20 protein-coding genes (1 of these 20 cut by a window edge) are annotated in these 23,288 nt (G+C 66.9%); 12 read left to right on the top strand and 8 right to left on the bottom strand.

All coding sequences use genetic code 11. From position 1 onward, the window contains the following. Positions 1-73: 73 nt before the first annotated feature. The 3 genes from QP457_RS21395 to QP457_RS21385 all read left to right on the top strand — a co-directional run bounded on the left by QP457_RS21395 (position 74) and on the right by QP457_RS21385 (position 2,577). The gene (locus QP457_RS21395) at positions 74-601 is read left to right on the top strand and encodes a hypothetical protein (RefSeq protein ID WP_205404591.1); all 528 of its coding nucleotides are present in this window, start codon (positions 74-76) and stop codon (positions 599-601) included. Between the two features lie 116 nt (positions 602-717). Further along, positions 718-1,245 (top strand): hypothetical protein, encoded by a 528-nt coding sequence (locus tag QP457_RS21390; protein WP_205404590.1) that lies wholly within the window; start codon positions 718-720, stop codon positions 1,243-1,245. Between the two features lie 417 nt (positions 1,246-1,662). Next, complete coding sequence (locus tag QP457_RS21385) at positions 1,663-2,577, top strand: IS110 family transposase (protein WP_205406424.1); 915 nt, start codon at positions 1,663-1,665, stop codon at positions 2,575-2,577. Between the two features lie 228 nt (positions 2,578-2,805). On the opposite strand, the gene QP457_RS21380 is transcribed toward QP457_RS21385, so the two are convergent. The 6 genes from QP457_RS21380 to QP457_RS21355 all read right to left on the bottom strand — a co-directional run bounded on the left by QP457_RS21380 (position 2,806) and on the right by QP457_RS21355 (position 8,529). Beyond that, positions 2,806-3,204 (bottom strand): hypothetical protein, encoded by a 399-nt coding sequence (locus tag QP457_RS21380; RefSeq protein WP_165378499.1) that lies wholly within the window; start codon positions 3,202-3,204, stop codon positions 2,806-2,808. 137 nt (positions 3,205-3,341) lie between these two features. Then, positions 3,342-5,381, bottom strand: coding sequence for an FUSC family protein (locus QP457_RS21375; protein ID WP_205406405.1), 2,040 nt, complete (start codon positions 5,379-5,381; stop codon positions 3,342-3,344). A 3-nt stretch (positions 5,382-5,384) separates the two neighbouring features. Continuing rightward, positions 5,385-6,845 carry an efflux transporter outer membrane subunit gene (locus QP457_RS21370; RefSeq protein WP_205406406.1) on the bottom strand — a complete coding sequence of 487 codons (1,461 nt, stop codon included), beginning with the start codon at positions 6,843-6,845 and terminating at the stop codon, positions 5,385-5,387. Further along, positions 6,842-7,759 carry an HlyD family secretion protein gene (locus QP457_RS21365; RefSeq protein ID WP_205406407.1) on the bottom strand — a complete coding sequence of 306 codons (918 nt, stop codon included), beginning with the start codon at positions 7,757-7,759 and terminating at the stop codon, positions 6,842-6,844. Before QP457_RS21365 ends, QP457_RS21370 begins: the two co-directional genes overlap by 4 nt. After that, positions 7,756-7,965 carry a DUF1656 domain-containing protein gene (locus QP457_RS21360; protein ID WP_025875651.1) on the bottom strand — a complete coding sequence of 70 codons (210 nt, stop codon included), beginning with the start codon at positions 7,963-7,965 and terminating at the stop codon, positions 7,756-7,758. Before QP457_RS21360 ends, QP457_RS21365 begins: the two co-directional genes overlap by 4 nt. A 108-nt stretch (positions 7,966-8,073) precedes the next feature. Further along, entirely contained in the window at positions 8,074-8,529 is a 456-nt protein-coding gene (locus QP457_RS21355; RefSeq protein WP_025875653.1) for a MarR family transcriptional regulator, read from the bottom strand. Between the two features lie 602 nt (positions 8,530-9,131). Here QP457_RS21355 and folE point away from each other — a divergent pair. From folE to QP457_RS21335, 4 genes are all read left to right on the top strand, one after another. After that, the gene (folE, locus tag QP457_RS21350; RefSeq protein ID WP_089241981.1) at positions 9,132-9,743 is read left to right on the top strand and encodes a GTP cyclohydrolase I FolE; all 612 of its coding nucleotides are present in this window, start codon (positions 9,132-9,134) and stop codon (positions 9,741-9,743) included. 109 nt (positions 9,744-9,852) lie between these two features. Next, positions 9,853-11,322, top strand: a complete 1,470-nt coding sequence (locus tag QP457_RS21345) for a DUF3375 domain-containing protein (RefSeq protein ID WP_180164831.1) — start codon at positions 9,853-9,855, stop codon at positions 11,320-11,322. Then, positions 11,309-12,010, top strand: a complete 702-nt coding sequence (locus tag QP457_RS21340) for a DUF4194 domain-containing protein (protein WP_025875661.1) — start codon at positions 11,309-11,311, stop codon at positions 12,008-12,010. The genes QP457_RS21345 and QP457_RS21340 overlap by 14 nt, the downstream gene beginning before the upstream one ends. Before the next feature lie 16 nt (positions 12,011-12,026). After that, the gene (locus tag QP457_RS21335; RefSeq protein WP_205406408.1) at positions 12,027-15,407 is read left to right on the top strand and encodes an ATP-binding protein; all 3,381 of its coding nucleotides are present in this window, start codon (positions 12,027-12,029) and stop codon (positions 15,405-15,407) included. Between the two features lie 136 nt (positions 15,408-15,543). Here QP457_RS21335 and QP457_RS21330 read toward each other — a convergent pair whose 3' ends face one another. Further along, the gene (locus tag QP457_RS21330; RefSeq protein WP_100554240.1) at positions 15,544-16,323 is read right to left on the bottom strand and encodes a TSUP family transporter; all 780 of its coding nucleotides are present in this window, start codon (positions 16,321-16,323) and stop codon (positions 15,544-15,546) included. A gap of 72 nt (positions 16,324-16,395) precedes the next feature. Between QP457_RS21330 and QP457_RS21325 the strand changes: the two genes are divergently transcribed. Next, positions 16,396-16,788 carry a YchJ family metal-binding protein gene (locus QP457_RS21325; RefSeq protein WP_205406409.1) on the top strand — a complete coding sequence of 131 codons (393 nt, stop codon included), beginning with the start codon at positions 16,396-16,398 and terminating at the stop codon, positions 16,786-16,788. Here the strand turns inward: QP457_RS21325 and QP457_RS21320 are convergent. Continuing rightward, entirely contained in the window at positions 16,770-18,071 is a 1,302-nt protein-coding gene (locus QP457_RS21320; RefSeq protein ID WP_205406410.1) for a GGDEF domain-containing protein, read from the bottom strand. The two genes, QP457_RS21325 and QP457_RS21320, sit on opposite strands and share 19 nt — an antisense overlap. Before the next feature lie 142 nt (positions 18,072-18,213). Here QP457_RS21320 and egtB point away from each other — a divergent pair, with 142 nt between their 5' ends. The 4 genes from egtB to QP457_RS21300 form a co-directional block, all read left to right on the top strand. Further along, positions 18,214-19,485, top strand: a complete 1,272-nt coding sequence (egtB, locus tag QP457_RS21315; protein ID WP_180164837.1) for an ergothioneine biosynthesis protein EgtB — start codon at positions 18,214-18,216, stop codon at positions 19,483-19,485. Further along, complete coding sequence (gene egtD, locus QP457_RS21310; RefSeq protein ID WP_205406411.1) at positions 19,482-20,459, top strand: L-histidine N(alpha)-methyltransferase; 978 nt, start codon at positions 19,482-19,484, stop codon at positions 20,457-20,459. Before egtB ends, egtD begins: the two co-directional genes overlap by 4 nt. A 197-nt stretch (positions 20,460-20,656) precedes the next feature. After that, positions 20,657-22,732 carry a lytic murein transglycosylase gene (locus QP457_RS21305; protein ID WP_240196721.1) on the top strand — a complete coding sequence of 692 codons (2,076 nt, stop codon included), beginning with the start codon at positions 20,657-20,659 and terminating at the stop codon, positions 22,730-22,732. A gap of 31 nt (positions 22,733-22,763) precedes the next feature. Next, positions 22,764-23,288, top strand: the 5' portion of a protein-coding gene (locus QP457_RS21300; RefSeq protein ID WP_205406412.1) for a DUF2628 domain-containing protein. Its footprint extends 261 nt past the window's final position; 525 of the gene's 786 nt are visible here — the first part of the coding sequence; its start codon is at positions 22,764-22,766; its stop codon lies beyond the right edge, outside the window.

The following is a 23,288-nucleotide window of genomic DNA, read 5'->3' as shown; positions in this document are numbered from 1 at the left end:
TCGCATTTGCCCTTTGATGACGCCGCTGGCGCTGCCTATCCTGCGTTGCTACCCCACACACAGGAACCGGCACATGGCGCTTATCGCCCTTGATGACCCACGCTGGGCCGAACTGCAGCATGCCTACGGCGCGGCCGATGACATTCCGGAGCTGCTCGCCAATCTCAGCATCCCGAAGGGTGAAAGATCGGAAGACGATTCGATTGACGATACTTGGCATGAGCTTTGGGGCAGTCTGTGTCATCAAGATGATGTTTACAGCGCCTCGTTTGCCGCAGTTCCCCATATCGTCGATGCCCTTCTTATAAGGCCTGAACTGCTTTCGGTTCACTTCATCGCGCTTCCAATCACCATTGAAATGGAGAGACGCGAAGCCGGCATCCTGCTCCCTGAGTACGTAGAACCAGAGTACTCGGCGGCACTGCAGAAGCTTGCTTGGTTTGCTGCCAGCATCGTCTCAGAGAAGCACGACAACAGCATGAGCTCCTGTTTACTGACGGTGCTTGCGCTGGAGCACGGAAACACCAGTGTCGCCCGGATGCTCAATCAGATTGAGCACTTCGAGGCTGATGAGGCTGTCGAGCTGTTCCGCAATCACTGAAGCGGCTGTTCAAATCGACTCGACTTCGACGCGAAGTCAGCGTCATTTGATTTTTGGTACCTACGCCAGCGCTGTCTATCCCACGCTATCTACCCCCACGACACAGGAACCGGCGCATGGCGCTTATCGCCCTTGATGACCCACGCTGGGCCGAACTGCAGCATGCCTACGGGGCTGCGGATGATATCCCGGAGCTGCTGGCCAATCTGAGTATTGCGAAGGGTAAACGATCGGAAGACGATCCGATCGAAGACACCTGGCACGAGCTGTGGAGCAGTCTGTGTCACCAAGGGGATGTCTACATTGCTTCGTTTGCGGCTGTGCCGCACATTGTTGATGTATTTGTGCAGCAGCCAGAGCTCTTGATGTTCGACTTCGTTGGACTGCCAATCTCGATTGAAATGCAGAGGCGGGAAGCCAGCATTTCGCTTCCTGAGCTCGTGGAGCCGGAGTATTCGGAGGCTTTACAGAAGCTCGCGCGATTTGCTGCGAGCATCGTCACGGGAAGCCATGATGAAAGTATGAGTTCCTGCCTTTTGACAATACTCGCCTTGGAACATGGAAACTTCGGTGCAGCGCGGATGCTGAGTCAGATCGCACCTGAGGAAGTGGATGAGATGATGGAGTTGTTCCGAAATCGCTAACCAGAAGCAGTCGAGCATGGCTCGACTCTACAACCGCGCACTTCGATCATTTTGGCGTTCATCCACGCATGGCGTGGATCTACCGTGTCGACCAAGGTCGACACCCACCAGAAGCAGGCCATGCCATTCCGACAGATCGCGGGAATCGGTCGAAGGCGGGGTGGGTCCGGTTGCGGGGGTGTCCGCGGCATGGATGCCGCGGCCAAGCCTTATCTGATTGGAATCTGGCAGCGTAGGTGTCGAGAGCCGGCGTGGGCCGCCGTGTAAGCCTGGATCTCGACGATCGCCTTGGAGCTTGGCGCCCACGCCGGAATCTCCCTTGATCCGCCCGAACAGTTGCTGGAGCTGACACTCGCAGTAATAAGACTGGGCAAGCGGGGGAGCTCTCGACCCTTCCAGACTATACGGAGTCCGGTGATGAACGGGATCGGGATTGATGTCAGCAAGCGCCAACTGGATGTCGGCACGACGGATGGAGAGGTGCTGCAGGTCAGCAATAGCGCTTCGGGTTTCGCTGAATTGGATCTCTGGTTGAGGAAACATCCGGTGAGCCAGATCGTGCTGGAGGCCACTGGGGGCTACGAACAGTCAGTACTGAACTTCCTGCACAACGCCGGTCATGCGGTGGTCCGTGCCAACGCGCTGCGGGCTCGCAGGCTGGCCCAGGGAATGGGCCAGGTGGCCAAGACCGACCGTCTGGATGCCTATGCATTGGCGCAGATGGCGGCCTTGGTGAAACTGCCCGCTTATCAGCCACTGGAGCCCTGGCAGCAAAAGCTGCGGGAATTTGTGCGGGCGCGTCGACAGACGATGGAAGCCCTGACCGTAGCGCGCCAGCAGCAGGAGATGGTGACCGATCGTGAGTTGCGCCGACTGCTGCAAGCCAACATCAGCCGCCTGCAGAGGATGGTTGGGCGTTTGGGACAGCAGATTGCCGAGCAGGTTGCCCAGCAACCTCAGCTGGCGGTACTGAAGTCGATGAAAGGCGTGGGCCCTGTCCTGCAGGCGGTATTGGCCAGCTATCTGCCGGAGCTGGGCAAGATCAGCGGCAAGGCCATCGCCAGTCTGGTCGGTGTAGCACCCATGTCCCACGACAGCGGAACCATGCGCGGCAAACGAAGCATCCATGGCGGCAGGGCCGAGATCCGTCAGGTGCTTTACATGGCCAGCATGTCGGCCATGCGGCATGAACCTCGACTGCGCGATTTCTACCAGTCGCTGCGAGCCCGAGGCAAAGAAGGAAAAGTAGCCATCGTGGCGGTGATGCGGAAGATGCTGGTGATTCTCAACGCCCGCATGCGTGACGCTCAAGGCGGATCGATCCCCGCCTGAAGCCAGTCTGCGCGTGCCCCAAAAGGCTGCCGGCCAGCGGCCGGCACTACCGTGCGTGACTGTCGGAGGGGCCGAGGCCCCTCTCTCAACACAGTTGCTCCATGGACGGATTCACGGCGTCCCCCGCAACCGGACCCACCCCGCCAACCCCCAGTAGCCCAGCATTTGACGTTGACGTTGACGTTGACGTTGATTCGGCAGGTGCAGGGCGCAGCCCTGCCGCCAGACCTACTCCGGCATCAACACCAGCCCATCCGGATACACGATCGCCGCTTCGTCCGCACTGACATCGAAGAATCCCACGCCGTGCTTCTCGGCCAGGTCCTGCACCAGCCCATGCGCGCGCTCGGCCACCGAATACGCGAACGCGCCATAGATCACATCGCGGCCGATGCTGTACTCGGTCACTTCGGCGCGATCGTCATCGTCGTTGCTCAGCGGCCCGTTCAGCGGCGGAAAGACCGCCGCCATCTCCGCGAACCACGCTTGCAGCGCCGGGCTGCTGACCGCCGGATCGTCGTACTCGTGGCGCTCGCCCCACTGCGCCTGCTTCTCGAACCAGGCGATGAACGCCGCCGCCTCACGCGGGGCGACGCTGGCCTCGAACACCATCATGTCGTAACTCATTGGAGCGTCCTGTTGTCTGGGTGAAAAGCCGCCGGGCATGGCCCGGCGCTACCGGAGGATAAGGGGTACGCCGGGGCATGACCGGCGATTCGTATCAGGCGGACAGGGTAGCGCCGGGCCATGCCCGGCGGATCGCATCAGACGGACGGCGCTGCGGCGTCCGCCAACCCCAGCGTCAACGCCTTGGCCTCCGGGAACAGCGCGAACCGCAGGCCGACCAGGCCCATCAGCGCCTCGTCGCGGGCCTTGCACGCCGCCACGCTGCCGACCCGCCCCAAGGACGTGTCCAGCCGCTCGCGCAGCGCCTCGGCAGCGGCGATCGGCCTGCGCGCGGCGATCTGCCGACGGTAGTGCGCGGCCACTTCCTCCAGGATGTGCTCGACGGCCTCGCGGCTGCGCTCGGGCAGTTCCAGTCGTGCGCGGCGCAGCTGCAGGATGTTCAGACCGATGCGGGCTTCGTTGAGCATGTCCACCGAGGCGATGTCGCTGCCTTCCGGGGTCGCTGCCAGGCGCGGTGCCAGCAGGCCGAGCAGATCCAGCATGCGTGCGGCGAAGCGCTGGCGATCCTGCTGGCCGCGGCCCTCGGCCGCTTCAGCCAACGTGGTCCAGCCCTGCCGTACCAGCCGGCGCGCGGTCCATTCGGCACCCACCGAGCGGAACAACCGCGTCATCACCACGGCAAACCCAATGCCGATGAACATCGCGATCGACGAGTTGGCGAAGGTCTGGACGTTGGCACTGTAGGTGTTCTGCAGGCTCAGCAGTGCCGCAAGGTTGACCGTCAGCGGCAGCGCGAACAGCGCGCTCTTCGGGTGGTGCAGCAGCAGGCCCAACGGCAGGAACACCACCGCCAGCACCAGCGCCAGCAGCCCGAAGTCGTGCACGGCGGGGAACACACCAAACAGGTACACACCGGCCACCAGTGACGCCACCATCGCCCACACCAGGAACGAGACCATGCTCGGCGCCGGGTCATCCTGTGCAGCAAAGAACGCGGCGGTCACCGCGGCCATCATCGCGCCGTTGCCACCGCCCTCCCAGCCTAGGCCGATCCACAGCACGCAGTAGCTCATCAGCGCCACGCCGGCACTGAGCGCGGAGAACAGCGCCATGCCGTAGTCGACGTGCTTGTCGGTGGCGGTGCGTTCGGTGCGGATGCGGTAGTGCGCGCGGTCCAGTGGCGCGGTGCCCTGGTCGATCGCGTGCTGCAGGGTGCGGCAGTCCTGCCACAGGTCCACCAGCTCTTCCAGGCGCAGCAACAGGCTGGCCAGCTGCAGGTGCTGCAGGTCGCGGTCCACCTGTGGCTTCAGCGCACTGATGCGTGCGCGCAGGCGCGCGTAGTCGCTGGCACTGGACGGCGTGTCGATCCAGTCGTGGATGTCATCGACCAGCGTCGGCAGGCCTTCCGGCAACGCCTGGGCATCGCTGCGCAACGCACTCAGGCGGTCTGCGATCGAGGACAGCACCGGCAACAGCAGCAGCATGCGCTCGCGCAGGCGCTCCATCGACACCGCCGACCCGGCATGGCGTGGATCATCGCGGCGCAGGAACTCGATCAGCGCTTCGAACTGCACCAGGTCGGCGGCCAACCGGTTGCGCGGCGCATGCGCACGGCCGCGCTCGAGGATCTGCCGGCACCACTGCGCCGCGTCCTCCATCCAGTTGCCGATGCGCGCGCCCAGCATCGGCCGCACCGAAGCCGGGAACAGCAGCGAAGCAAACAGCACCGCCACCACCGTGCCGAGGATGATCTCCTCGCTGCGTGCCACCACCGTGTCGAAGATGGTTTCCGGCGAGGTCACCGCCGGGAAGCCGATGAAGGCGGTGGTGTAGCCGGCCAGCAGGAACGCGTAGCCGCGCGGACCGCGGTTGAGCAGGGCCATGAACAGGCAGCCGGCCAGCCAGATCGACATCGCCGCACTCAGCACCAGAGGTGTTTCCACCAGCGCGGGCAGCATCAGCAAGGTGGCCAGGCCGGCGGCCAGGGTGCCGAGGATGCGGTACACGCCCTTGGCCCGGGTCGGGCCCAGCAGCGGCTGGCTGACGATGTACACCGTGCCCATCGCCCAGTACGGGCGCGACAGGTTGCCGGCCATGGCGATGTACAGCGCGACGATCGCTGCCAGGTAGGTCTTGATCGAAAACAGCCAGGCCTGGCGGTCGGTCAGCGCGTTCATGGCTTACTTCGCTGCGGTCGGGGTGCCGGCTGCGGCGACGGTTGCCTGCCAGCCACCACCCAGCACCAGGAACAGATGGATCTGGTCACGCGAGACCTGCGCTTCGGCCGCGGCCAGGGTGGCATCGCTGCTGGCCAGGCTGCGGTCGGCATCCAGGCTGGACAGGTACGGCGTGCGGCCGCCCTGGTACAGCCGGCGGTTCTGCTCGGCGGCCAGCGCGGCCTGCTCCTGCGCCACGCGCAGGGATTGCAGACGACGCAGATCCTGCGCATAACGATCCAGCGCGGTCTGGGTTTCGCGCAGCGCCTGCAGCACCGTGTGGTCGAACTCGGCCAGCGCCGCATCGGCACCGGCTTCGGCGGCGTGGATGCGGGCGTGGGTACCCGAGGACGGCAGCGTCCACGAGATCAGCGGGCCGAACGACCACTGCTGGGTCATCGGCGTGCCGAAGTCCTCCAGCAGGCCCGCAGCGCCCACCGAGGCACCCAGGCGGATGTCCGGATACAGCTCGGCGGTGGCCACACCAATCCGTGCCGTGGCCGAGGCCAGCTTGCGTTCGGCCTGGCGCACGTCCGGGCGGCGCTGCAGCAGCGCACGGCCATCACCGACCGGCAATGGCTGCGCCAGGGTCGGCGCATCGGCGCAGACGATCACCCCGGCCGGCAGCTGGCCGGGGGTCTGCCCGAGCAGGGCGGCCAGCGAATAGGCGGCCGCCGAACGCTGCGCCTGCAGCGGAGGCAATGCCGCTTCCAGCAGCGCGACCTGGGCATTGGCGCGGGCGAGTTCCGGCGGCGTGCCGCGGCCTGCGCTGATCAACCGCTGGGTGACCGCGCGGCTGCGCTGCTGCAGCTGCAGCGAATGCTCGGCCACGTGCAGTTCGTGGTTGGCGTGGCAGATTTCCAGGTAGCTGTCGGCCACCTGCGCGACCACGCTGACCTGGGCCAGATCGCGTGCGGCGGCCACCGACTGTTCATCGGCGCGGGCCGCTTCGGCGCCGCGCTTGAGCTTGCCGAACAGATCGAACTGGTAGCTGACCGCGAACTTGCCATCGGCCAGGTTGATCACCGGCAGCTCGTGCTCCTGCAGGAACGACTCGGCCGAAAGCTGTGCGCGGCTGACGCCCGCCTCGGCCTCGTATTCGAAGCCACCGGCGTCCATTGCTTGTTCGTACACCGCCGCCGCACGGCGCAGGTGCGCATCGGCGGCCTTCAGTTCCACGTTGTCGCGCAGCGCCTGGGTGATCAGGCCGTCCAGCACCGGGTCGTTGTACAGCGACCACCAGCGGTCGGGCAGCGCCTGGTTGGCGGCCACCTGCGGGTTCTGCGTATCGATGAAGGCCGCATTGGCCTGCGGGCGCTTGAACGCCGAGCCTTCCGGCAATGCATAGTCCGGGCCGACGGTCCTGCACGCGGCCAGGCTGGCCAGCGCGACGATCAGGCCAAGGCGGGGCAGGGCGGCGTTCACAGGCCCGCCTGTGTCGGCGCAGCGCCGGCCTTCTTGTTCTGCACGCGGCGGCCGGTATCCACGGTCACCGTGGCGGTGCGCCCGGCGATCAGCTCCACGCCGGCAGGCACTTCGTCGATGGCGATGCGCACCGGAATGCGCTGCGCCAGCCGCACCCAGTCGAAGGCCGGGGTCACGTTCGGCAGCAGGGTGCTGCCGTTGCTGCGGTAGCGATCCTCGATGCCGGCGGCGATGCTTTCGACATGGCCGTGCAGGGGGGTGTCCTCGCCCATCAGGCGGATGTCCACGCGCTGCCCCGGGGCCACGCCGCGCAGGCGGGTTTCCTCGAAGTAGCCATCGATGCGGAACGAACCGGTATCCAGCAGCGCCAGCACCGGCTTGCCGGCCACCACGTAGTCGCCCACGCGCATGGTGCGGTCGTTGACCCGGCCATCAGCCGGCGCGCGCACTTCGGTGCGGGCCAGGTTGAGTTCGGCCAGGTCAACCGCGGCCTGCGCAGTGGCCAGTGCTGCCTGCGCAGCCTGCAGCTTGGCCCGGCGCACTTCGGCGTCCTCGGCGGCCACCAGATCCTGCAGGCTGCGGTCGCGGCCGATCTCGCGGCGCAGCTGCGCGACCGACGCCTGCCGTTCGGCCAGGCTGGCGCGGCTCTGCTCCAGCGCGATGCGGTAGCGCGCGCGGTCGATCACAAACAGCAGATCGCCCTTCTTCACAGTCTGGTTGTCGGCCACCTGCACCGTTTCGACCAGGCCGGACACATCCGGCGCCACCTGCACCACGTCGGCGCCAACGTGTGCATCGCGGGTCCACGGCTCATCCATGTAGTAGACCCACAGCTGGCGCAGCACCAGCAGGGCGACGATCACGGCTGCACAGGTGAGCAGCACCGGCACGGTTTTCTTCACGATCTTGTTCACGATTGCATCCAACGCAGGAGGTGGAACAGCAGGCCCAGCACGATCCCGTACAAGGCCAGGTTGAACAGCGCCGGGTGCCATACGTGGCGATAGGCGCCGGCACGCTGCAGCAGCGCGTGCAGGCCGCTGTTGACCAGGTAGGCCAACACCATCAACCCGAGCAGGGTCGGGACGAACACTCCGTGGAGACTGAATTCACCGGGCATCGGAAGGGGCGGGGGCGATATGGGGAAGGGGAGGTGGAACAGAACAACGGCAACGGGCGAAAGCCGCTGGCGTATGCACGGCAGCGGCGGTGTTCACGGACAGCGGGCTTACGTGATGCGGTCGGCAGCCTCGGCCAGCAGGCGCCACGCCTTCAATACGGCGTGCAGTTCATCCATGGACAGTTCGCCGAACACGTCCTGGCGCAGGCCGATCAACTGATCTTCCAGTTCGCGCACCAACGCCTGGCCTTCCTCGGTCAGCCACAGCAGGTTGGCGCGGCGGTCGCTGGCATCGCATTCGCGGCGGACCAGTCCACTGGCGCAGAGCTTGTCCAGCAGGCGCACCAGCGACGGGCCTTCCATGCCCAGCTGCTGGGCCAGCGCGACCTGGCGGATGCCACCGCCGGAGCGGCCGATCATCAACAGCGGCATGGTGCAGGCGGTGGAGATGCCGTAGCTGCCCAACCGGCTGTCGGCCAGGCGCTGCCACTGCCGCCCTGCGTAAAGCAGGCCGGAGCTGAGCTGCATCTGCAGCACGGTGCGCTCGTCGAGGGGTCGGTCCATAAGTAATAGATAGGATACTACTAATTTCATTCCTATCAATAGGTTTTGCTGAATGGGTGGGTGTGTTGAGGAAAGCGTTGCGCCTGCTGGTTATCGGTTGGGGTGGCGGAGCGCCCGACGGGGCAGGGCACGCTGCAAGTACGTCCCTGTAAGCTCGATCGGCGCATCCATGCGCCTCACGGCCCTGCCCCGCCCGGCCCTCCGCCGCCCACCCATCACCCCGCGAGCGCGGAGGGTTGGCTCTTTAAAGGCAAGTGCAGAAGCAGTGCGGACCAACGGTCAGCACCCACCAAGGCAGCGGCGCGCGCAGTCTCCGCAGCCATGAACCCCAGCTTTTGACCCCCGCTTTCGGGCGGTCTGACCGCGTCCACCGGAAACCGTCGGAGAGGCGGAGGGGCAGGCAGGGCAGGACCGTCCACGGCATGGATGCTGTGGCCGAGCCTACAAGGACGTACTTGCGGCGTGTCCGGCCCTGCCTGCCCCTCCACCTCTCGCTCAGCAGCCATGAGGCGCCGCAGGAGACCCCCGATGAACCGTCCCCAGAGGACGACCCACCCCCCGGTCGGGTACGATGCTCGCCCCCCGTTCGGGCGCTGTATGCAATGAGCAAGAACAACGAAAAGGCCGCCCCGCAGGGCGATGTGACCCAGGTCCAGGCCGAGGATGCCGTGCGCACCCTGCTGCGCTGGGCCGGTGAGGACCCCACCCGCGAAGGCCTGCTGGATACCCCGCGCCGCGTGGCTGAAGCCTATGGCGACTGGTTCAGCGGCTACCGCGACGACCCGCGCGCCTACATGGAACGCACCTTCGAGGAAGTGGCCGGCTACGACGAACTGATCGTCCTGCGCGACATCGAATACGAAAGCCACTGCGAGCATCACATGGCGCCGATCATCGGCCGCGTGCATGTCGGCTACCTGCCGGCCGGCAAGGTGGTGGGCATCAGCAAGCTGGCCCGCGTGGTCGAAGCCTACGCCCGCCGCTTCCAGGTGCAGGAAAAGATGACCGCGCAGATCGCCCAGTGCATCCAGGATGTGCTGCAGCCGGTCGGCGTCGGTGTCGTCGTCGAAGGCGCCCATGAGTGCATGACCACCCGCGGCATCCACAAGCGCGGCGTCAGCATGGTCACCTCGAAGATGCTGGGCAGCTTCCGCGAAGACGCCCGCACCCGCGCCGAGTTCCTGCGCTTCATCGAAGTGGGCGGCAAGCGCTGAGCGCCGTCGCCTCCCGGTGGCGGCCCCGCGTGGCCGCCGCTTTCGCCGTGCCTGCGCCGCGCCTGCGCGCGCGCGCTGGCTGCCGCGCCCTTCGGACCGATCTCGCTGCATGAAGCACCGCGAACGCATCACCCGTTACCGCCACCTGCGCGAACAGCCGCAATGGAAGCTGCTCGCCGCCGACCACGCACCGGAAATCATCGGCCTGCTGCAGGGCCTGCTGATGGACGGCGATCGCACGTTGCCTGCATCGGTCCTCAACGAGCGCCTGCAGCGCGCGCTGGACCAGCTCAACGGTGACGAGCTGTCGCGCGAGCTGCCGCGGACCGCGCAGGCCTACGTTGCCCATTGGTTGGCGCAGGGCTGGCTGGAACGCCGGCTGCCCGAAGGCGCCGACCAGGAGCAGTACGAGCTCTCGACCCAGGCGCTGCAGGCGATCCGCTTCGCCGACAGCATGGAGCAGGCCCGTGTGGCCGCCACCGAGAGCCGTCTGGCACTGGTGATCGAACAGCTGTCGCAGCTCGCTGCGCAGACGGAGGCCGATCCCGACGCACGCCTGTCCGCACTGCGCGACGAGCGCGACCGCATCGATGCCGAGATCGCCCGTGTCGGCGCCGGCCGTGTGACGGCCCTGGACGGCAAGCGTGCGCTGGAACGTACGCGGCAGATCATCGGCCTGGCCGACGAACTGACCGAAGACTTCCGCCGCGTGCGCGACGACTTCGAACAGCTCAACCGTGATTTCCGCGAACGCATCATCGATGACGAGGGCGAGCGCGGCGACGTGCTGTCCAAGCTGTTCGAAGGCGTGGACGTGATCGGCGAGAGCGACGCGGGCCGTAGTTTCCAGGCGTTCTGGCGCCTGCTCAACGACGCCGAACAGAGCGCCCAGCTCGATGCTGCGCTGGAGACGCTGCTGGCCCGCGGCTTCGCCCGTCGGCTGGACCGCAACGAGCGCAATTTCCTGCGTGGCTTCACCAGCACCATGCTCGAGCGCGGTGGCCAGGTGCATGACGTGCTGCAGAACTTCGCGCGCAGCCTGCGCGGTTTCGTGCAGAGCCGTGGCTACCTGGAACAGCGCCGCCTCAACCAGCTGCTGAAGCAGGCGCAGTCCGAAGCACTGGCGTTGCGCGATGAGTTCCCGGCGCAGCGCGCGATCGGCCGCGACCTGCAGCTGACCACCAGCCGCCTGCGTTCGTGGTCGCAGTGGAAGCTGCACGACCCGCGCAGCGCCCAGGTCGATGGCAATGTCGAATACAACGATGCGGCCAGCATCAGCCTGGAAAGCGTGGGCGACCTGGTGGCGTCGTCGGAAATCGACTTCCGCACCCTGCGCCGCGACCTGCACGACCTGCTCGACGCGCAGCCGAAACTCAGCATCGCCCAGGCCCTGTCGCAGCGCGAAGCGCCGCAGGGGTTGGGCAGTGTCATCGGCTACCTCTCGCTGGGCACGCGCTTTGGCAGCGTGATCGCCGGCGAGCAGGAGCTTGCCGAATGGCGTGGTGGCGACGGCCAGATCCGTCGCGCCCGCATCCCGCTGGTTTGGTTTACCCAGGAGAGACGCCATGAGCTGGCATGAAGACCCCATCGACGCACCGCATGCCGACCTGGCCGAAGACGCTTACCAGGCCGAGCCGGTGGCGACCGTGGCCCAGCCGCGGCGCGGCAACGACGTCTACTACATGGGCGATACCGGCCGCCTGCCGCTGGATGCGCGCCGCGCGCTGTGCCAGCTGCTGATCGGCCCCAGCATCGACCAGCTGCGCCACGCCAAGCTGTGGCCGGCACTGATCCGCAGCGAAGCCGGCATCCGTTCGGCGCTGTCGGACCTGTTCCTGGAACTGGTGCTCGACCGCGACAGTGGCGTGGCGTTCACCCGCCAGGCCGACACCGAGGACGTCGATGCGCCGGTACTGCTGCGCACCTCGCCGTTGACCTTCATTGATTCGGTGCTGTTGCTGTACCTGCGCCAGCAGCTGGGCGAAGCCGATGCACGCGGCAACCGCGCCGTGGTAGCCGACGCCGAAATGGCCGAAGCGCTGGCCATCTACGAGAAGAACCTGTCCACCGACCGCGCCGGCTTCAATCGGCGCGTCGCCTCGGCGGTGCAGAAGATGAAGGACAACCACATCCTGACCCGCCTCGGCGGCCAGGAAGACCGCCACGAAGTCTCGCCGGCGTTGAAGCTGCTGTTCTCCGCCGAAGACGTATCCCAGCTTTCGGCGGTCTACCGCCAGCTGCGTGAAACCCCGGCCGCTGAAGCCTGAGAGACCCGAGCACCGCATGGCCATTTCCAAGCACACTCCCGCCCTGTTCAACGACGGCCTGCCCGACCCGCGTCTGCAGCAGTTCCGCATGCGCCGCCTGCAGGTGCACAACTGGGGCACCTTCAACGGCCTGACCGAAGTGCCGATCGCCGAGCGCGGCTTCCTGTTCGTCGGCCGCTCCGGCTCGGGCAAGTCGACCCTGCTCGATGCCATGTCCGCACTGCTGACGCCGCCGGCCATCGTCGACTTCAACGCCGCTGCGCGTGAAGCCGAACGCAGCGGCCGCGACCGCAACCTGGTGTCCTACGTGCGCGGCGCGTGGGCCGACCAGCAGGACAGTGGCACCGGTGAAATCGCCACCCAGTACCTGCGCAAGGGCGCCACCTGGACCGCGCTGGTGCTGGAGTACCGCGCTGGTGATGGCCGCGTGGTCAGCCTGGTGCGCCTGCTTTGGATCGCCGGCAGCAGCACCTCCGCAGGTGACGTGCGCAAGCACTACATGATCGCCGAGCGCCCGTTCGACATCGCCAAGGACCTCGGCGGTTTCGACCTGGATCTGCGCAAGCTCAAGCAGAAGCTGGCCGACGTCCATCACTTCGACACGTTCTCCGGCTACGCCGAACGCTTCCGTCATCTGCTCGGCATCGACAACGAGATGGCGCTGCGGCTGCTGCACAAGACGCAGTCCGCGAAGAACCTCGGAGACCTGAACGTCTTCCTGCGCGACTTCATGCTCGACACGCCGAAGACCTTCGACGCTGCCGAACGACTGGTCAGCGATTTCGCCGAACTCGATGGCGCGCACCAGGCCGTGGTCACGGCGCGGCGTCAGGTCGAAACCCTGCAGCCGGCGCGCGAACATTACCGCGACCTGCAGGCGATGAGCCGCCGTCGCGGCGACGACGAAGCGCTCAAGCTCGGTATCGACAGCTTCCGTGAAAGCCGCCGCCAGTTGTTGATCGAAGCGCGCCTGCGCGAGATGGACACGCGCGATCGTGGCCTGCTGGGTGAAGAAGCGCAGCGCCGTGCGGCGCTGGACAACCACACCGAACGCCTGGCTGAGCTGGAACTGCAGCGCCGCCAGCAGGGTGGTGAGCGCATCGAGGAACTGGAACGCGAGCAGGGCCGCGCCGAAGCCGAACGCGACCGCCGCTTGGCCAAGCAGGCGCAGGCACACGACGCCGCACAGAAACTGCAGGCCGCGTTGCCCGACGACGCGCATGGCTTCGCCGCGCTGGTCGAGCAGGCGCAGTCCGAACTGGAAGACCGTCAGCGTGCTTCGAGCGCCCTGGACGACGCCATCAGCGAACGGCTGGGCGGCAAGCGCGACGACGAGCGGCGCTTCTCCGACGTGCGTGGCGAACTGGAGGCGATGCAGCGCACGCCCTCCAGCATTCCTGCGCCGATGCAGAAGCTGCGCGCGCGCCTGGCCGAAGAAACCGGTATCTCCGAAGCGGCCTTGCCGTTCGTCGGCGAACTGATCCAGGTCCGCTCGGAAGAGCAGAGCTGGCAGGGCGCGATCGAGCGTGTGCTCGGTGGCTTCGCGCAATCGCTGCTGGTCGACGACAAGCACTACAACGACGTCGCCGAATGGGTGAACCGCACCCACCTGGGCATGCGTTTCACCTACTACCGCGTGCGTCGCAATGACGACGCGTTCGCCCGCGAACCGTCCGCGAAATCGCTGCTGCACAAGCTGGAACTGCGCGACCACGTGTTCGAAAGCTGGCTGCGCCGCGAGCTGGGCAAGCGCTTCGACTACGAATGCGTGGACGCAAAGCAGCTGCGCAACGTCGACCGCGGCATCACCCGCGAGGGCCAGGTCAAGCATCCGGGCGACCGCTTCGAGAAGGACGATCGCAGTGCGGTGAATGATCGCCGCCGCTGGCTGCTGGGTTTCAGCAACCGCGACAAGCTCGCTGTCTTCGAGAAGGAAGCCCAGGAGCTGGCCGCCCGTATCGCCAGCTGCGATACCGACATCGCGCGCCTGCGCAGCCAGCGTGACCGCGACAACGAACGTCGCCTGGCCTGTCACCAGCTGGTCGGCATCAGCTGGAATGAAATCGACGTCGCCGCGCCGCAGCAGCGCCTGGCCGACATCGAGGCCAGCCTGCACGCCCTGCGCGAAGGCAACGCCGATCTGGCCAGGATCGCCCAGCAGATCGACGCCACCCGTGCCGATATCGAGCAGGCCCGCCGCACTTACGAAGACACCCGCGTCGAGCGCGGCCAGCTGGTGCGCGAACGCGACCGCCTGGACCGGGCCCGCCAGCAGAGCCGTGCACTGGTATTGCCGGCACTGGCCGAAGACCAGGAAGCCGGCCTGGCCGAGCGCCTGCAGGAGCAGGGCCCGCTCAGCCTGGAAACGCTGGAAGCGCACATGCGCCAGGTCAGCAATGCGCTGAACGAACAGCTGTCGTCTTCGCAGCAGGACGTCAACCGCGTCGAGAACCTGCTGCTGGGCTGCTTCCGTCGCTTCATCCAGCAGTGGCCGGAAGAATCGGGCGACTTCACCGTGTCGGTGGCCTCGGCCGAGGATTTCCTCGCCCGCCTCGAACGTCTTGAACGCGATGGCCTGCCGCAGCACGAAGAACGCTTCTTCGACCTGCTGCAGAACCAGAGCAAGAACAACCTGCTGGCGCTGCAGCGGCACAGTGCCGAGGCCCGCAAGTCGATCGGCCAGCGCCTGGACGAAGTCAACGCCAGCCTCGAGCAGGTGCCCTTCAACCGCGGCACCCTGCTGACCATCGAGCTGAACGACCGGCGCCTGCCGGAAGTGCAGGAGTTCCACCTGCAGCTGCGCGAGGTGTTGTCGCAGCAGCAGACCGAGCAGCGCGACGTTGCCGAAACGCAGTTCACCGTCCTGCGCCAGCTGGTCAACCGCCTGGGCTCGCAGGAAGGCGAAGACAAGCGTTGGCGCGAGATTGTGCTCGACGTGCGCCTGCACGTGGAGTTCATCGGCGTGGAACTGGATGTGGAAACGCGCCAGCAGGTCGAGATCTACCGCAGTGGCGCTGGCAAGTCCGGCGGCCAGCGGCAGAAGCTGGCCACCACCTGCCTGGCGGCGGCGTTGCGCTACCAGCTCGGCGGTGCCGACAGCCAGCTGCCCAGCTATGCCGCGGTCGTGCTCGACGAAGCCTTCGACAAGGCCGACAACGAATTCACCGCGCTGGCGATGAACATCTTCGACAACTTCGGTTTCCAGATGGTGGTTGCCACCCCGCTGAAGTCGGTGATGACGCTGGAGCCGTTCATCGGTGGCGCCTGCTTCGTCGAGATCAGCGGCCGCCACGATTCGGGCGTCCTGCTCATCGAGTACGACGAAGAAGGCAAGCGCCTGAAGCTGCCGGAACGCAGCCGCCAGCAGGCCGACGAACCGGAAGAAGCCGAAGCCTGATCGCCTCAGCCGGCATCCTGGTAGTGCCGGCCGCTGGCCGGCAATCCCCTGTAGAGCCGAGCCATGCTCGGCTGCTCTTCGCGACCGGAAACAGCGTGCCAACCAAGGTTGGCACCTACCACGTCATCACGCTCATTCACGAACTACGGAACGTATCCCACGCCATCCGCGCGATCAGCACCACCACCAGGCCCACGAACAGCTTGCGGATGAACGGCGTGCCGCCCTTCAGCGCCAACCGCGTGCCCACCACCGAACCGATGATGTTGGCCGCCGCCATCGGCAGCGCGAACAGCCACAGGATGTTGCCGGTCGGCACGAAGAACGAGATCGCCGCCACGTTGGTCGCCAGGTTCACCACCTTCGACGCTGCCGACGCACGCAGGAAGTCCAGCCCGAAGAAGCGCACGAACAGGAAGATCAGGAAGCTGCCGGTGCCGGGCCCGAAGAAGCCATCGTAGAATCCGATTGCCGCACCGATCGCCAGCGCGATCATCAACTCGTTGCGGCCGATCTCGCGGGGCCGGTGCAGCGCGCCGAAGTCCTTCTTCCACAACGTGTAGGCCAGCATCGCCACCAGCAGCACCAGCACCAGTGGCCGCACGGCGTCCTTGGGCAGCAGGCTGACCGCCGTAGCGCCAAGGAAAGAGAACACGAAGGCCGTACCGGCGGCGAACAACACCGGCTTCCACGGGAAGCGAACGTTGCGTGCATAACGCCACGCCGCCGCGCCGGTGCCGAACATCGAGCTGAACTTGTTGGTGCCGAACAGCATCGCCGGCGTCTGCTGCGGCAGCACCGTGAACAGGCCCGGCAGCTGCACCAGTCCGCCACCACCCACGGCCGCATCGACCAGGCCGGCAATGAAGGCGATCGCCACCAGCCACCACAACTCAGGAGGAATCATTTCCAGCACGGCGATCGATCGAAGTGAGGGCGCGACAGCATACGCCTGTCACATTGCCCCCGCCCACGCGACAATACCCGCATGAGCCGAACCGCCCCCGATCCCTGTCCCTGTGGCCTGGCCGCCGACTACGCCGCCTGCTGCGGTCGCTTCCATGCCGGCGACGCCGCGCCCGATGCCGAGCGTCTGATGCGCTCGCGTTACAGCGCCTATGTGCGCCATCTGCCGGACTACCTGCGTGCCACCTGGCATCCGGATACCCGTCCCGCAGAACTGTCGCTCGATGATGCCCCCGGCCAGCGTACCCAGTGGCTGGGCCTGACCGTGCAGGATCACTTGGTGACCGGCACCGACAGCGCTGAGGTCCGCTTCACCGCCCGCTACCGCGTCGGCGGCGGCAGCGCAGTGAAAATGACCGAGCACAGCCGCTTCCTGCGGATCGAAGGTCGCTGGTACTACCTCGACGCCGTCTGAGCGTGGCTGCCGCGCACTGCCAGCACGCGCTGGCCGCCATGCGCACACACGCGGTTGCGGCCTTCCTGCTTGGCCGCATACAGCGCCCGGTCGGCCGCTTTGACCACCCCGGCAGGGCGCGGATCGACGCGGCTATCGGCCAGGCCGATGCTGACGGTCACCTGCACCACCGCACCGCCACCGCCGCGCCCGCGCTGCTGCTGGCCGAGCGTATCGTCACGGCTGCGGGTGCTGCGGTCGCGCAGCTGCATCCGGCTCTGCTCGATGCCCTGCCGCAGCGCCTCCACCGCATCCACGCAGGCCGATGCCGGGCGATCGAGGAAAACCACCGCGAATTCCTCGCCGCCATATCGGAACGCGCGGCCGCCGTCGCCCACCCGCGACAACCGTGACGCCACCAGTTTCAGCACGTCATCGCCGGTGTCGTGGCCGTGGGTGTCGTTGAACTTCTTGAAATGATCCACGTCGATCATCGCGATGCTGTAGGTGCCGGTGGCACGCTTGAGCGTCTCGTTGAACGCACGGCGCCCGGGCAGGCCGGTCAGCTCGTCGCCGAATGCCATGTGGAAAGACTCCTGCAGGGTCGCGGCCAGCATCAGCAGCAGCGCCGCCACGCTCAACGCCGGCAGCAGCACCGGCTGCAGGAAGATCCGCGGCAGCATCCACCACAGGCACAGCAGGGCCAGCAGCATCGCCGTATGCAGCGGCCGCGGCTGGCGCCACGCCTGCCATCCCAGCGCAACGGTGGCCAGCAGGAACAGCATGGCAGGCAGCTGCGCCAACGCGTTCCAGTCGCTCGGCAGCCACGGGAAGTGCCGGTTCGACAGCAGGTCGTGCATGCCTTGTGGCTGCTGTGCGGCCAAAAGGATGAACACCGCCACGGCAACACCGCTGATCGTGGCCCTCAGCAGCAGGTCCTGGCGGCGGCGCCCGCGTTCGGGCCACAACGCATGGATGGCGAACAACAACGGCAGCCAGGTCGAGATCGCATGGAAGCGCAGTGGGGTCAGCGCCGCTACCCGCCCATCGCGCAGGTAGTGCCCCAGATCCTGGTGCAGCACCGCGAAGGCCAGCGCCACCAACAGCAACAGGCACAACGTGCGCACCTGGTTGTACATCAGCGCCAGTCCTGCACCCAGGCAGGCCAGCAACCACGGCAGAATGCGCTGCCCGGCGCGGCCGACATCATCGCTTTCCAGGCTCACCCACAGCACCAGTGCGACCAGTACGGCGGGCAGCACGAACAGATAGTGCACAGGCTGTCGGAGCGGATGATGGGCCACACGGAATTCCAGCGCGGTCACGACGCGGCCGCAGCACTGCCGTTAGCGGCGCAGCAGTTCCCTTCTTGAATGGCGCCTGATGTGAACACCATGGCACCGGGCCATGACATCGCGCTCACCGGCCGCGGTCGAAGCTGGTTGCATGGACAGCGTACCCGCCGCCGTCGCTGCCCCGCAGCATGACCTCGCCCGCCACTTCACCCATGTGCGGGGGCGCAGCGTGCAGCTGGCCGCACCGCTCAGCCCCGAAGACGCCCTGCTGCAGAGCATGGCCGATGCCAGCCCGGCCAAATGGCACCTGGCCCATACCACCTGGTTCTTCGAACGCTTCGTCCTCGCCAGTCGGCCCGGCTACACACCCTGGGATCCGGCCTGGGACTATCTGTTCAACAGTTACTACAAGAGTCTCGGCCCCGCCCACGCACGGCCACAGCGCGGTCTGCTGTCGCGGCCCTCGCTGCAGCAGGTGCACGCTTACCGCCGGCACGTGGATGAGCAGGTGCTGGCACAGCTGCGCGACGGCGACCTGGGCAGCGACGCCCTGCAGCACCTGCAGCTGGGGCTGCATCACGAACAGCAGCATCAGGAGCTGCTGCTCACCGACATCAAGCACGCCTTCTGGTGCAATCCGCTGCAGCCACCGTATCGTGATGACCTGCCCATCGCCGTCAGCGCTCCCAGCGCGCAGGGCTGGGTCGAACAGGGCGAACGCATCGTCAGTATCGGTGCATCCGCCTGGCCGCAGCACGCAGCATTCGCTTATGACAATGAGTCACCCGTGCATCGCGTGCTGCTGCCCGCGCATGCACTCGCCGAACGTCCGCTCAGCAACGCCGAATACCGCGCCTTCATCGACGCGGGTGGCTACCGCGATCCACGTTGGTGGCTGAGCGAGGGGTGGGCGCTGCGTGAGGCCGAACAGTGGCAGCATCCGCTGTACTGGGATGACGACCTGCTGCGCGAGTTCACCCTGGGAGGCTGGCGCCAGCTCGATCCGCACGCACCGGTCTGTCATCTCAGCTACTACGAAGCCGATGCCTGCGCGCGTTGGGCCGGTGCCCGCCTGCCCACCGAATTCGAATGGGAAGCGGCTGCCGCCACGCAGCCGGTCGAAGGCCACTTCGCCGATGACGACCAGCTGCATCCGCATGCAGGGCAGGGCAGGGGCATCCGCCAGCTGTTCGGCGATGTCTGGGAATGGACCAGCAGCGCCTATGGTGCTTATCCCGGCTTCCGTCCGTTCGCCGGCAACCTCGGCGAATACAACGGCAAATTCATGTGCGGCCAATGGGTGCTGCGCGGTGGCAGCTGTGCCACCCCGCGCGGCCATGTGCGGGCCAGCTACCGCAACTTCTTCATGCCACCGGCGCGTTGGCAGTTCTCAGGCATGCGCCTGGCAAGGGATCTTTCATGAGTACCGTCCAGGATGCGCTGCAGGCGCTGACCGACCTTACCCCCGGCCGCCAGCAGATCCTTGCCGACGCCGTGGCGGGGTTGTCGCACGCCTCACGCCAGTTGCCTTCCAAGTACTTCTACGACGCGCGCGGCTCGCGCTTGTTCGAGCAGATCACCCACACCCGCGAGTACTACCCCACACGCACCGAGCTGGCCCTGCTGGATCGGGTACTGCCGCAGATCGCGCAGGCGGTGGGGCCGCGCGTACATGTGGTGGAACTGGGTAGTGGCAGCGGCCGCAAGACCGCCCGCCTGCTGGCCGCTCTGCAGGATCCGGTGGCCTATACCCCCATCGAGATCTCGCGCGCGGCGCTGTTGTCCAGCATCGACCACCTGGCACCGGCGCTGCCGGACGTGGAAATGCTGCCGGTGTGTGCCGACTTCACCCGGCCGGTGCAGGTTCCCGTGCCGGACCGGCCTGCCGCGCGCCGGCTGCTGTTCTTCCCGGGCTCCACGCTGGGCAACTTCGCTGATGAGGACGCGATCGCGCTGCTGCGCGCAATGCGGCAGACGATGGGCAAGGACGGCCTGGCGCTGGTCGGTATCGACCTGCACAAGGACCCGGCACTGATCGAGGCCGCCTACAACGATGCCGACGGCATCACCGCCGCCTTCACCCTGAACCTGCTGGCGCGCCTCAACCGCGAGGTCGGCAGCGATTTCGATCTCGACGGCTTCCGTCACCAGGCCCGTTACAGCACTGCGCGCCTGCGCATCGAAACCGACCTGGTCAGCCAGCGCGAGCAGGACGTCCATCTCGACGGCCGCACCTTCCACTTCAGCGCGGGCGAACCGATCCGCGTGGAGTACAGCCACAAGTACACCGACGCCAGCTTCGGCCATCTGCTGCAGCAGGCAGGGCTGGAGGTGGTGGCGCACTGGAACGCTGACCATCCTGCGTACGGCCTGCGCCTGCTGCGCCCCGCACCGTAGCCACCGGTAGTGCCGGCCGCTGGCCGGCAGCAACGACCAACCTGGCCGCCCCTCCGCGTTACCATGGCTCCAGCACCGGCAACACGGAGTACGCCATGCCCATTCTGACCACGCTCGGCCTCGCCGCCGCGCTTGCCGTGCCAGCGGCGGCCCCGCCGACAGCCGCGGCAACCGCTGATCCCGCGTTCGCCCGCTGCATGGCGGGCCTGCAGACGACTGCCGCCACCCAGGGCATTGCCGCTGACCGTTTCACGGCCATCACCGCCGGACTGCAGCCCGATCCCACCGTGCTGCCGCTGCTCGACGCGCAGCCGGAGTTCACCACACCGATCTGGGACTACCTGGCCGCGCTGGTCGATCGCCAGCGCGTGGACGACGGCCGCGCCATGCTGCAGCAGCACCGCGATCTACTTCAGCGCGTATCGGCGCAGTACGGCGTCGATCCAGTCACCATCGTCGCCGTATGGGGTGTGGAGAGCGACTACGGCCGTGTGTTCGGCAAGCGTCCGCTGCTGCAGTCGCTGGCCACGCTGTCCTGTGCCGGCCGACGGCAACCTTTCTTCCGCGGCGAACTGCTGGCGCTGGTCAAGCTCATCGACAAGGGTGACCTGCAGGCGCAGGGTCTGACCGGTTCCTGGGCCGGCGCCTTCGGCCACACCCAGTTCATGCCCAGCACCTACGCACGCATTGCCGTTGATGGTGATGGCGATGGCCGCCGCGATCTGGTCGGCAGCATTCCCGATGCATTGGCTTCCACCGCCAACTATCTGAAGCGTGCCGGCTGGCGAACCGGCGAACCCTGGGGCATGGAAGTCCGCGTCCCCACCGGCTTCAACGCCAGCCAGGCCGGCCGCACCCAGCGCCGCGCACTGGCCGACTGGCGCGCATTGGGCGTGACCGGCCTGGACGGCAGCGCGCTGGCGCCGGCCGGCCTGCCCGCCGATGCACGCGCCGCGCTGCTGCTGCCGGCCGGCAACAAGGGCCCGGCGCTGCTGGTGTTCCGCAACTACGACGCGATCTACAGCTACAACGCGGCCGAGAGCTATGCCTTGGCCATCGCCACCCTGGCCGATCGCCTGCGCGGGGGTAATGGACTGGTGACGGCCTGGCCCACCGATGATCCCGGTCTTGGCCGCGACGAGCGCCGCCAGCTGCAGACCCTGCTGCTGGCGCGCGGCCACGACATCGGCGCCGCCGATGGCATGATCGGTACCGCCAGCCGTCGCGCCATCCAGGTCGAGCAGCGCCGGCTCGGTTGGGCCGACGCCGATGGTCGCGCCGGCCAGCGCATCCTGCGCGCGCTGCAGAGCGGACCGCAGGCGAAGGTTCCGGCCACACCCACCCGCTTCAGCCTTCCCACCAACTACAGTGCCGTGCAGTCGCCGGCCATCCGGAGTCGATCCAGCGTGCAACAGATAAAGGGCGTCAGCAGCGGCCAGTTCCAGGGACTCGATGCCTGGCTGGTGGAAACCCCGCAGGCTACCGCCGCCATCAGTGTGTTCGGCGGCCAACTGCTCTCGTTCGTGCCCAAGGGCCAACCCGATGTGATGTGGCTCTCGCCCAAGCGCGCGGCACTGCCTACGCCCATCCGCGGTGGCAGCCCGGTGTGCTGGCCGTACTTCGGCCGCCAGGGGCAGGGCGATGACGTGCCGGCCCATGGCTTCGTGCGCACCTTGCCCTGGGAACTGCAGCAGGCGCGCCGTCTCGACGATGGCAGCGTCGAACTGACCCTGGCCCCACCCGCGTTGGACAACCTCGGCCTGCGCCTGACCATGACCGTCCGTATCGGCCGTGAACTGCGCCAGCAGCTGGTTACCGAGAACACCGGCAAGGCCCCGGCCGCCATCACCCAGGCGCTGCATAACTACTTCCGTGTTGGTGACGCCAGCAAGGTCGACGTCGACGGCGTCGATGGCCTGGACTACCTCGACAAGTTCGAGAACTACGCCCAGTCACGCCGCCAGCAGGGCCCCTGGTCGCTGCGTGATCCGCGTGATCCGGGCCGCAGCGACCGCATCTACACCCAGGCCGGCGGGCACTATGTGCTGCGCGACCCGGTGCTCAAGCGCCGCATCGACATCCGCACCGAAGGCAGCCGCTCGCTGGTGGCATGGAACCCTGGCGCCGACGCTGCCGCGAAGATGGCCGATGTCGGTGACGGTTGGCGCGACTACGTCTGCCTGGAAGCCGCCAACGCCGGGCCGGATGTGATCACCATCGCCCCCGGCGATCGCCACACGCTGGTGCAGACGCTGTCCAGCGCATCCCTGTAAACCGCGCAACACCCACACAGGAAGATCTTCAATGCAGGAAGCACAGTGGTACTACGCCCGCCACGGCAAGAGTGAAGGCCCAGTGGACCTGGCTGGCCTGCAGAGGCTGCAGCAGGACGGCGTCATCACCGGCCACACCCTGCTCTGGTGCGAGGGCATGGCTGGCTGGCAGCCGCTGCAGTCGCTGCAGTCGACTGCAGCGCCAGCGTCGGGTGCCGACGGCGTCGCCGACGGCCCGGCAGCACCGCCTGCCAGTGAGACCGCCGTCGCCGCAGCGTCCAGCCATGACCCATACCGCGCACCGACCGCAGCGGCAACGCCCGATGTCATTCCACTGGGCGCCGGACTGACCGGCCAGTTGGGTCTGTATGCAGCCATTGTCGGCGGCAACTTCCCGATCTATCGCAAGCGTTGGCGCCTGGACCAAGGCACCGCGAACGCGGCGGGCACCTGGCACTGGCCGGGGTTCCTGTTTGGCGTGATCTGGATGATGTACCGGAAGATGTACCGCATGGCCGCCATCTGGGTCGGCGTGCTGGTGGCATCCAGCGCGATC

Source organism: Stenotrophomonas sp. As-7, assembly GCF_030291015.1.
In the GTDB taxonomy this organism is placed as follows: Bacteria; Pseudomonadota; Gammaproteobacteria; order Xanthomonadales; family Xanthomonadaceae; genus Stenotrophomonas; species Stenotrophomonas lactitubi.
The sequence above is the reverse complement of the archived record's forward strand: the minus strand, read 5'-3'. Positions and strand labels throughout refer to the sequence as shown.

What these genes read in the sequence shown, in the direction of transcription:
- QP457_RS21395 (WP_205404591.1), top strand. Translation starts at nt 74, where the DNA reads ATGGCGCTTATCGCCCTTGATGACCCACGCTGGGCCGAACTGCAGCAT.
- QP457_RS21390 (WP_205404590.1), top strand. Translation starts at nt 718, where the DNA reads ATGGCGCTTATCGCCCTTGATGACCCACGCTGGGCCGAACTGCAGCAT.
- QP457_RS21385 (WP_205406424.1), top strand. Translation starts at nt 1,663, where the DNA reads ATGAACGGGATCGGGATTGATGTCAGCAAGCGCCAACTGGATGTCGGC.
- QP457_RS21380 (WP_165378499.1), bottom strand. Translation starts at nt 3,204, where the DNA reads ATGAGTTACGACATGATGGTGTTCGAGGCCAGCGTCGCCCCGCGTGAG.
- QP457_RS21375 (WP_205406405.1), bottom strand. Translation starts at nt 5,381, where the DNA reads ATGAACGCGCTGACCGACCGCCAGGCCTGGCTGTTTTCGATCAAGACC.
- QP457_RS21360 (WP_025875651.1), bottom strand. Translation starts at nt 7,965, where the DNA reads ATGCCCGGTGAATTCAGTCTCCACGGAGTGTTCGTCCCGACCCTGCTC.
- QP457_RS21355 (WP_025875653.1), bottom strand. Translation starts at nt 8,529, where the DNA reads ATGGACCGACCCCTCGACGAGCGCACCGTGCTGCAGATGCAGCTCAGC.
- folE (WP_089241981.1), top strand. Translation starts at nt 9,132, where the DNA reads ATGAGCAAGAACAACGAAAAGGCCGCCCCGCAGGGCGATGTGACCCAG.
- QP457_RS21345 (WP_180164831.1), top strand. Translation starts at nt 9,853, where the DNA reads ATGAAGCACCGCGAACGCATCACCCGTTACCGCCACCTGCGCGAACAG.
- QP457_RS21340 (WP_025875661.1), top strand. Translation starts at nt 11,309, where the DNA reads ATGAGCTGGCATGAAGACCCCATCGACGCACCGCATGCCGACCTGGCC.
- QP457_RS21335 (WP_205406408.1), top strand. Translation starts at nt 12,027, where the DNA reads ATGGCCATTTCCAAGCACACTCCCGCCCTGTTCAACGACGGCCTGCCC.
- QP457_RS21325 (WP_205406409.1), top strand. Translation starts at nt 16,396, where the DNA reads ATGAGCCGAACCGCCCCCGATCCCTGTCCCTGTGGCCTGGCCGCCGAC.
- egtB (WP_180164837.1), top strand. Translation starts at nt 18,214, where the DNA reads ATGGACAGCGTACCCGCCGCCGTCGCTGCCCCGCAGCATGACCTCGCC.
- egtD (WP_205406411.1), top strand. Translation starts at nt 19,482, where the DNA reads ATGAGTACCGTCCAGGATGCGCTGCAGGCGCTGACCGACCTTACCCCC.
- QP457_RS21305 (WP_240196721.1), top strand. Translation starts at nt 20,657, where the DNA reads ATGGCGGGCCTGCAGACGACTGCCGCCACCCAGGGCATTGCCGCTGAC.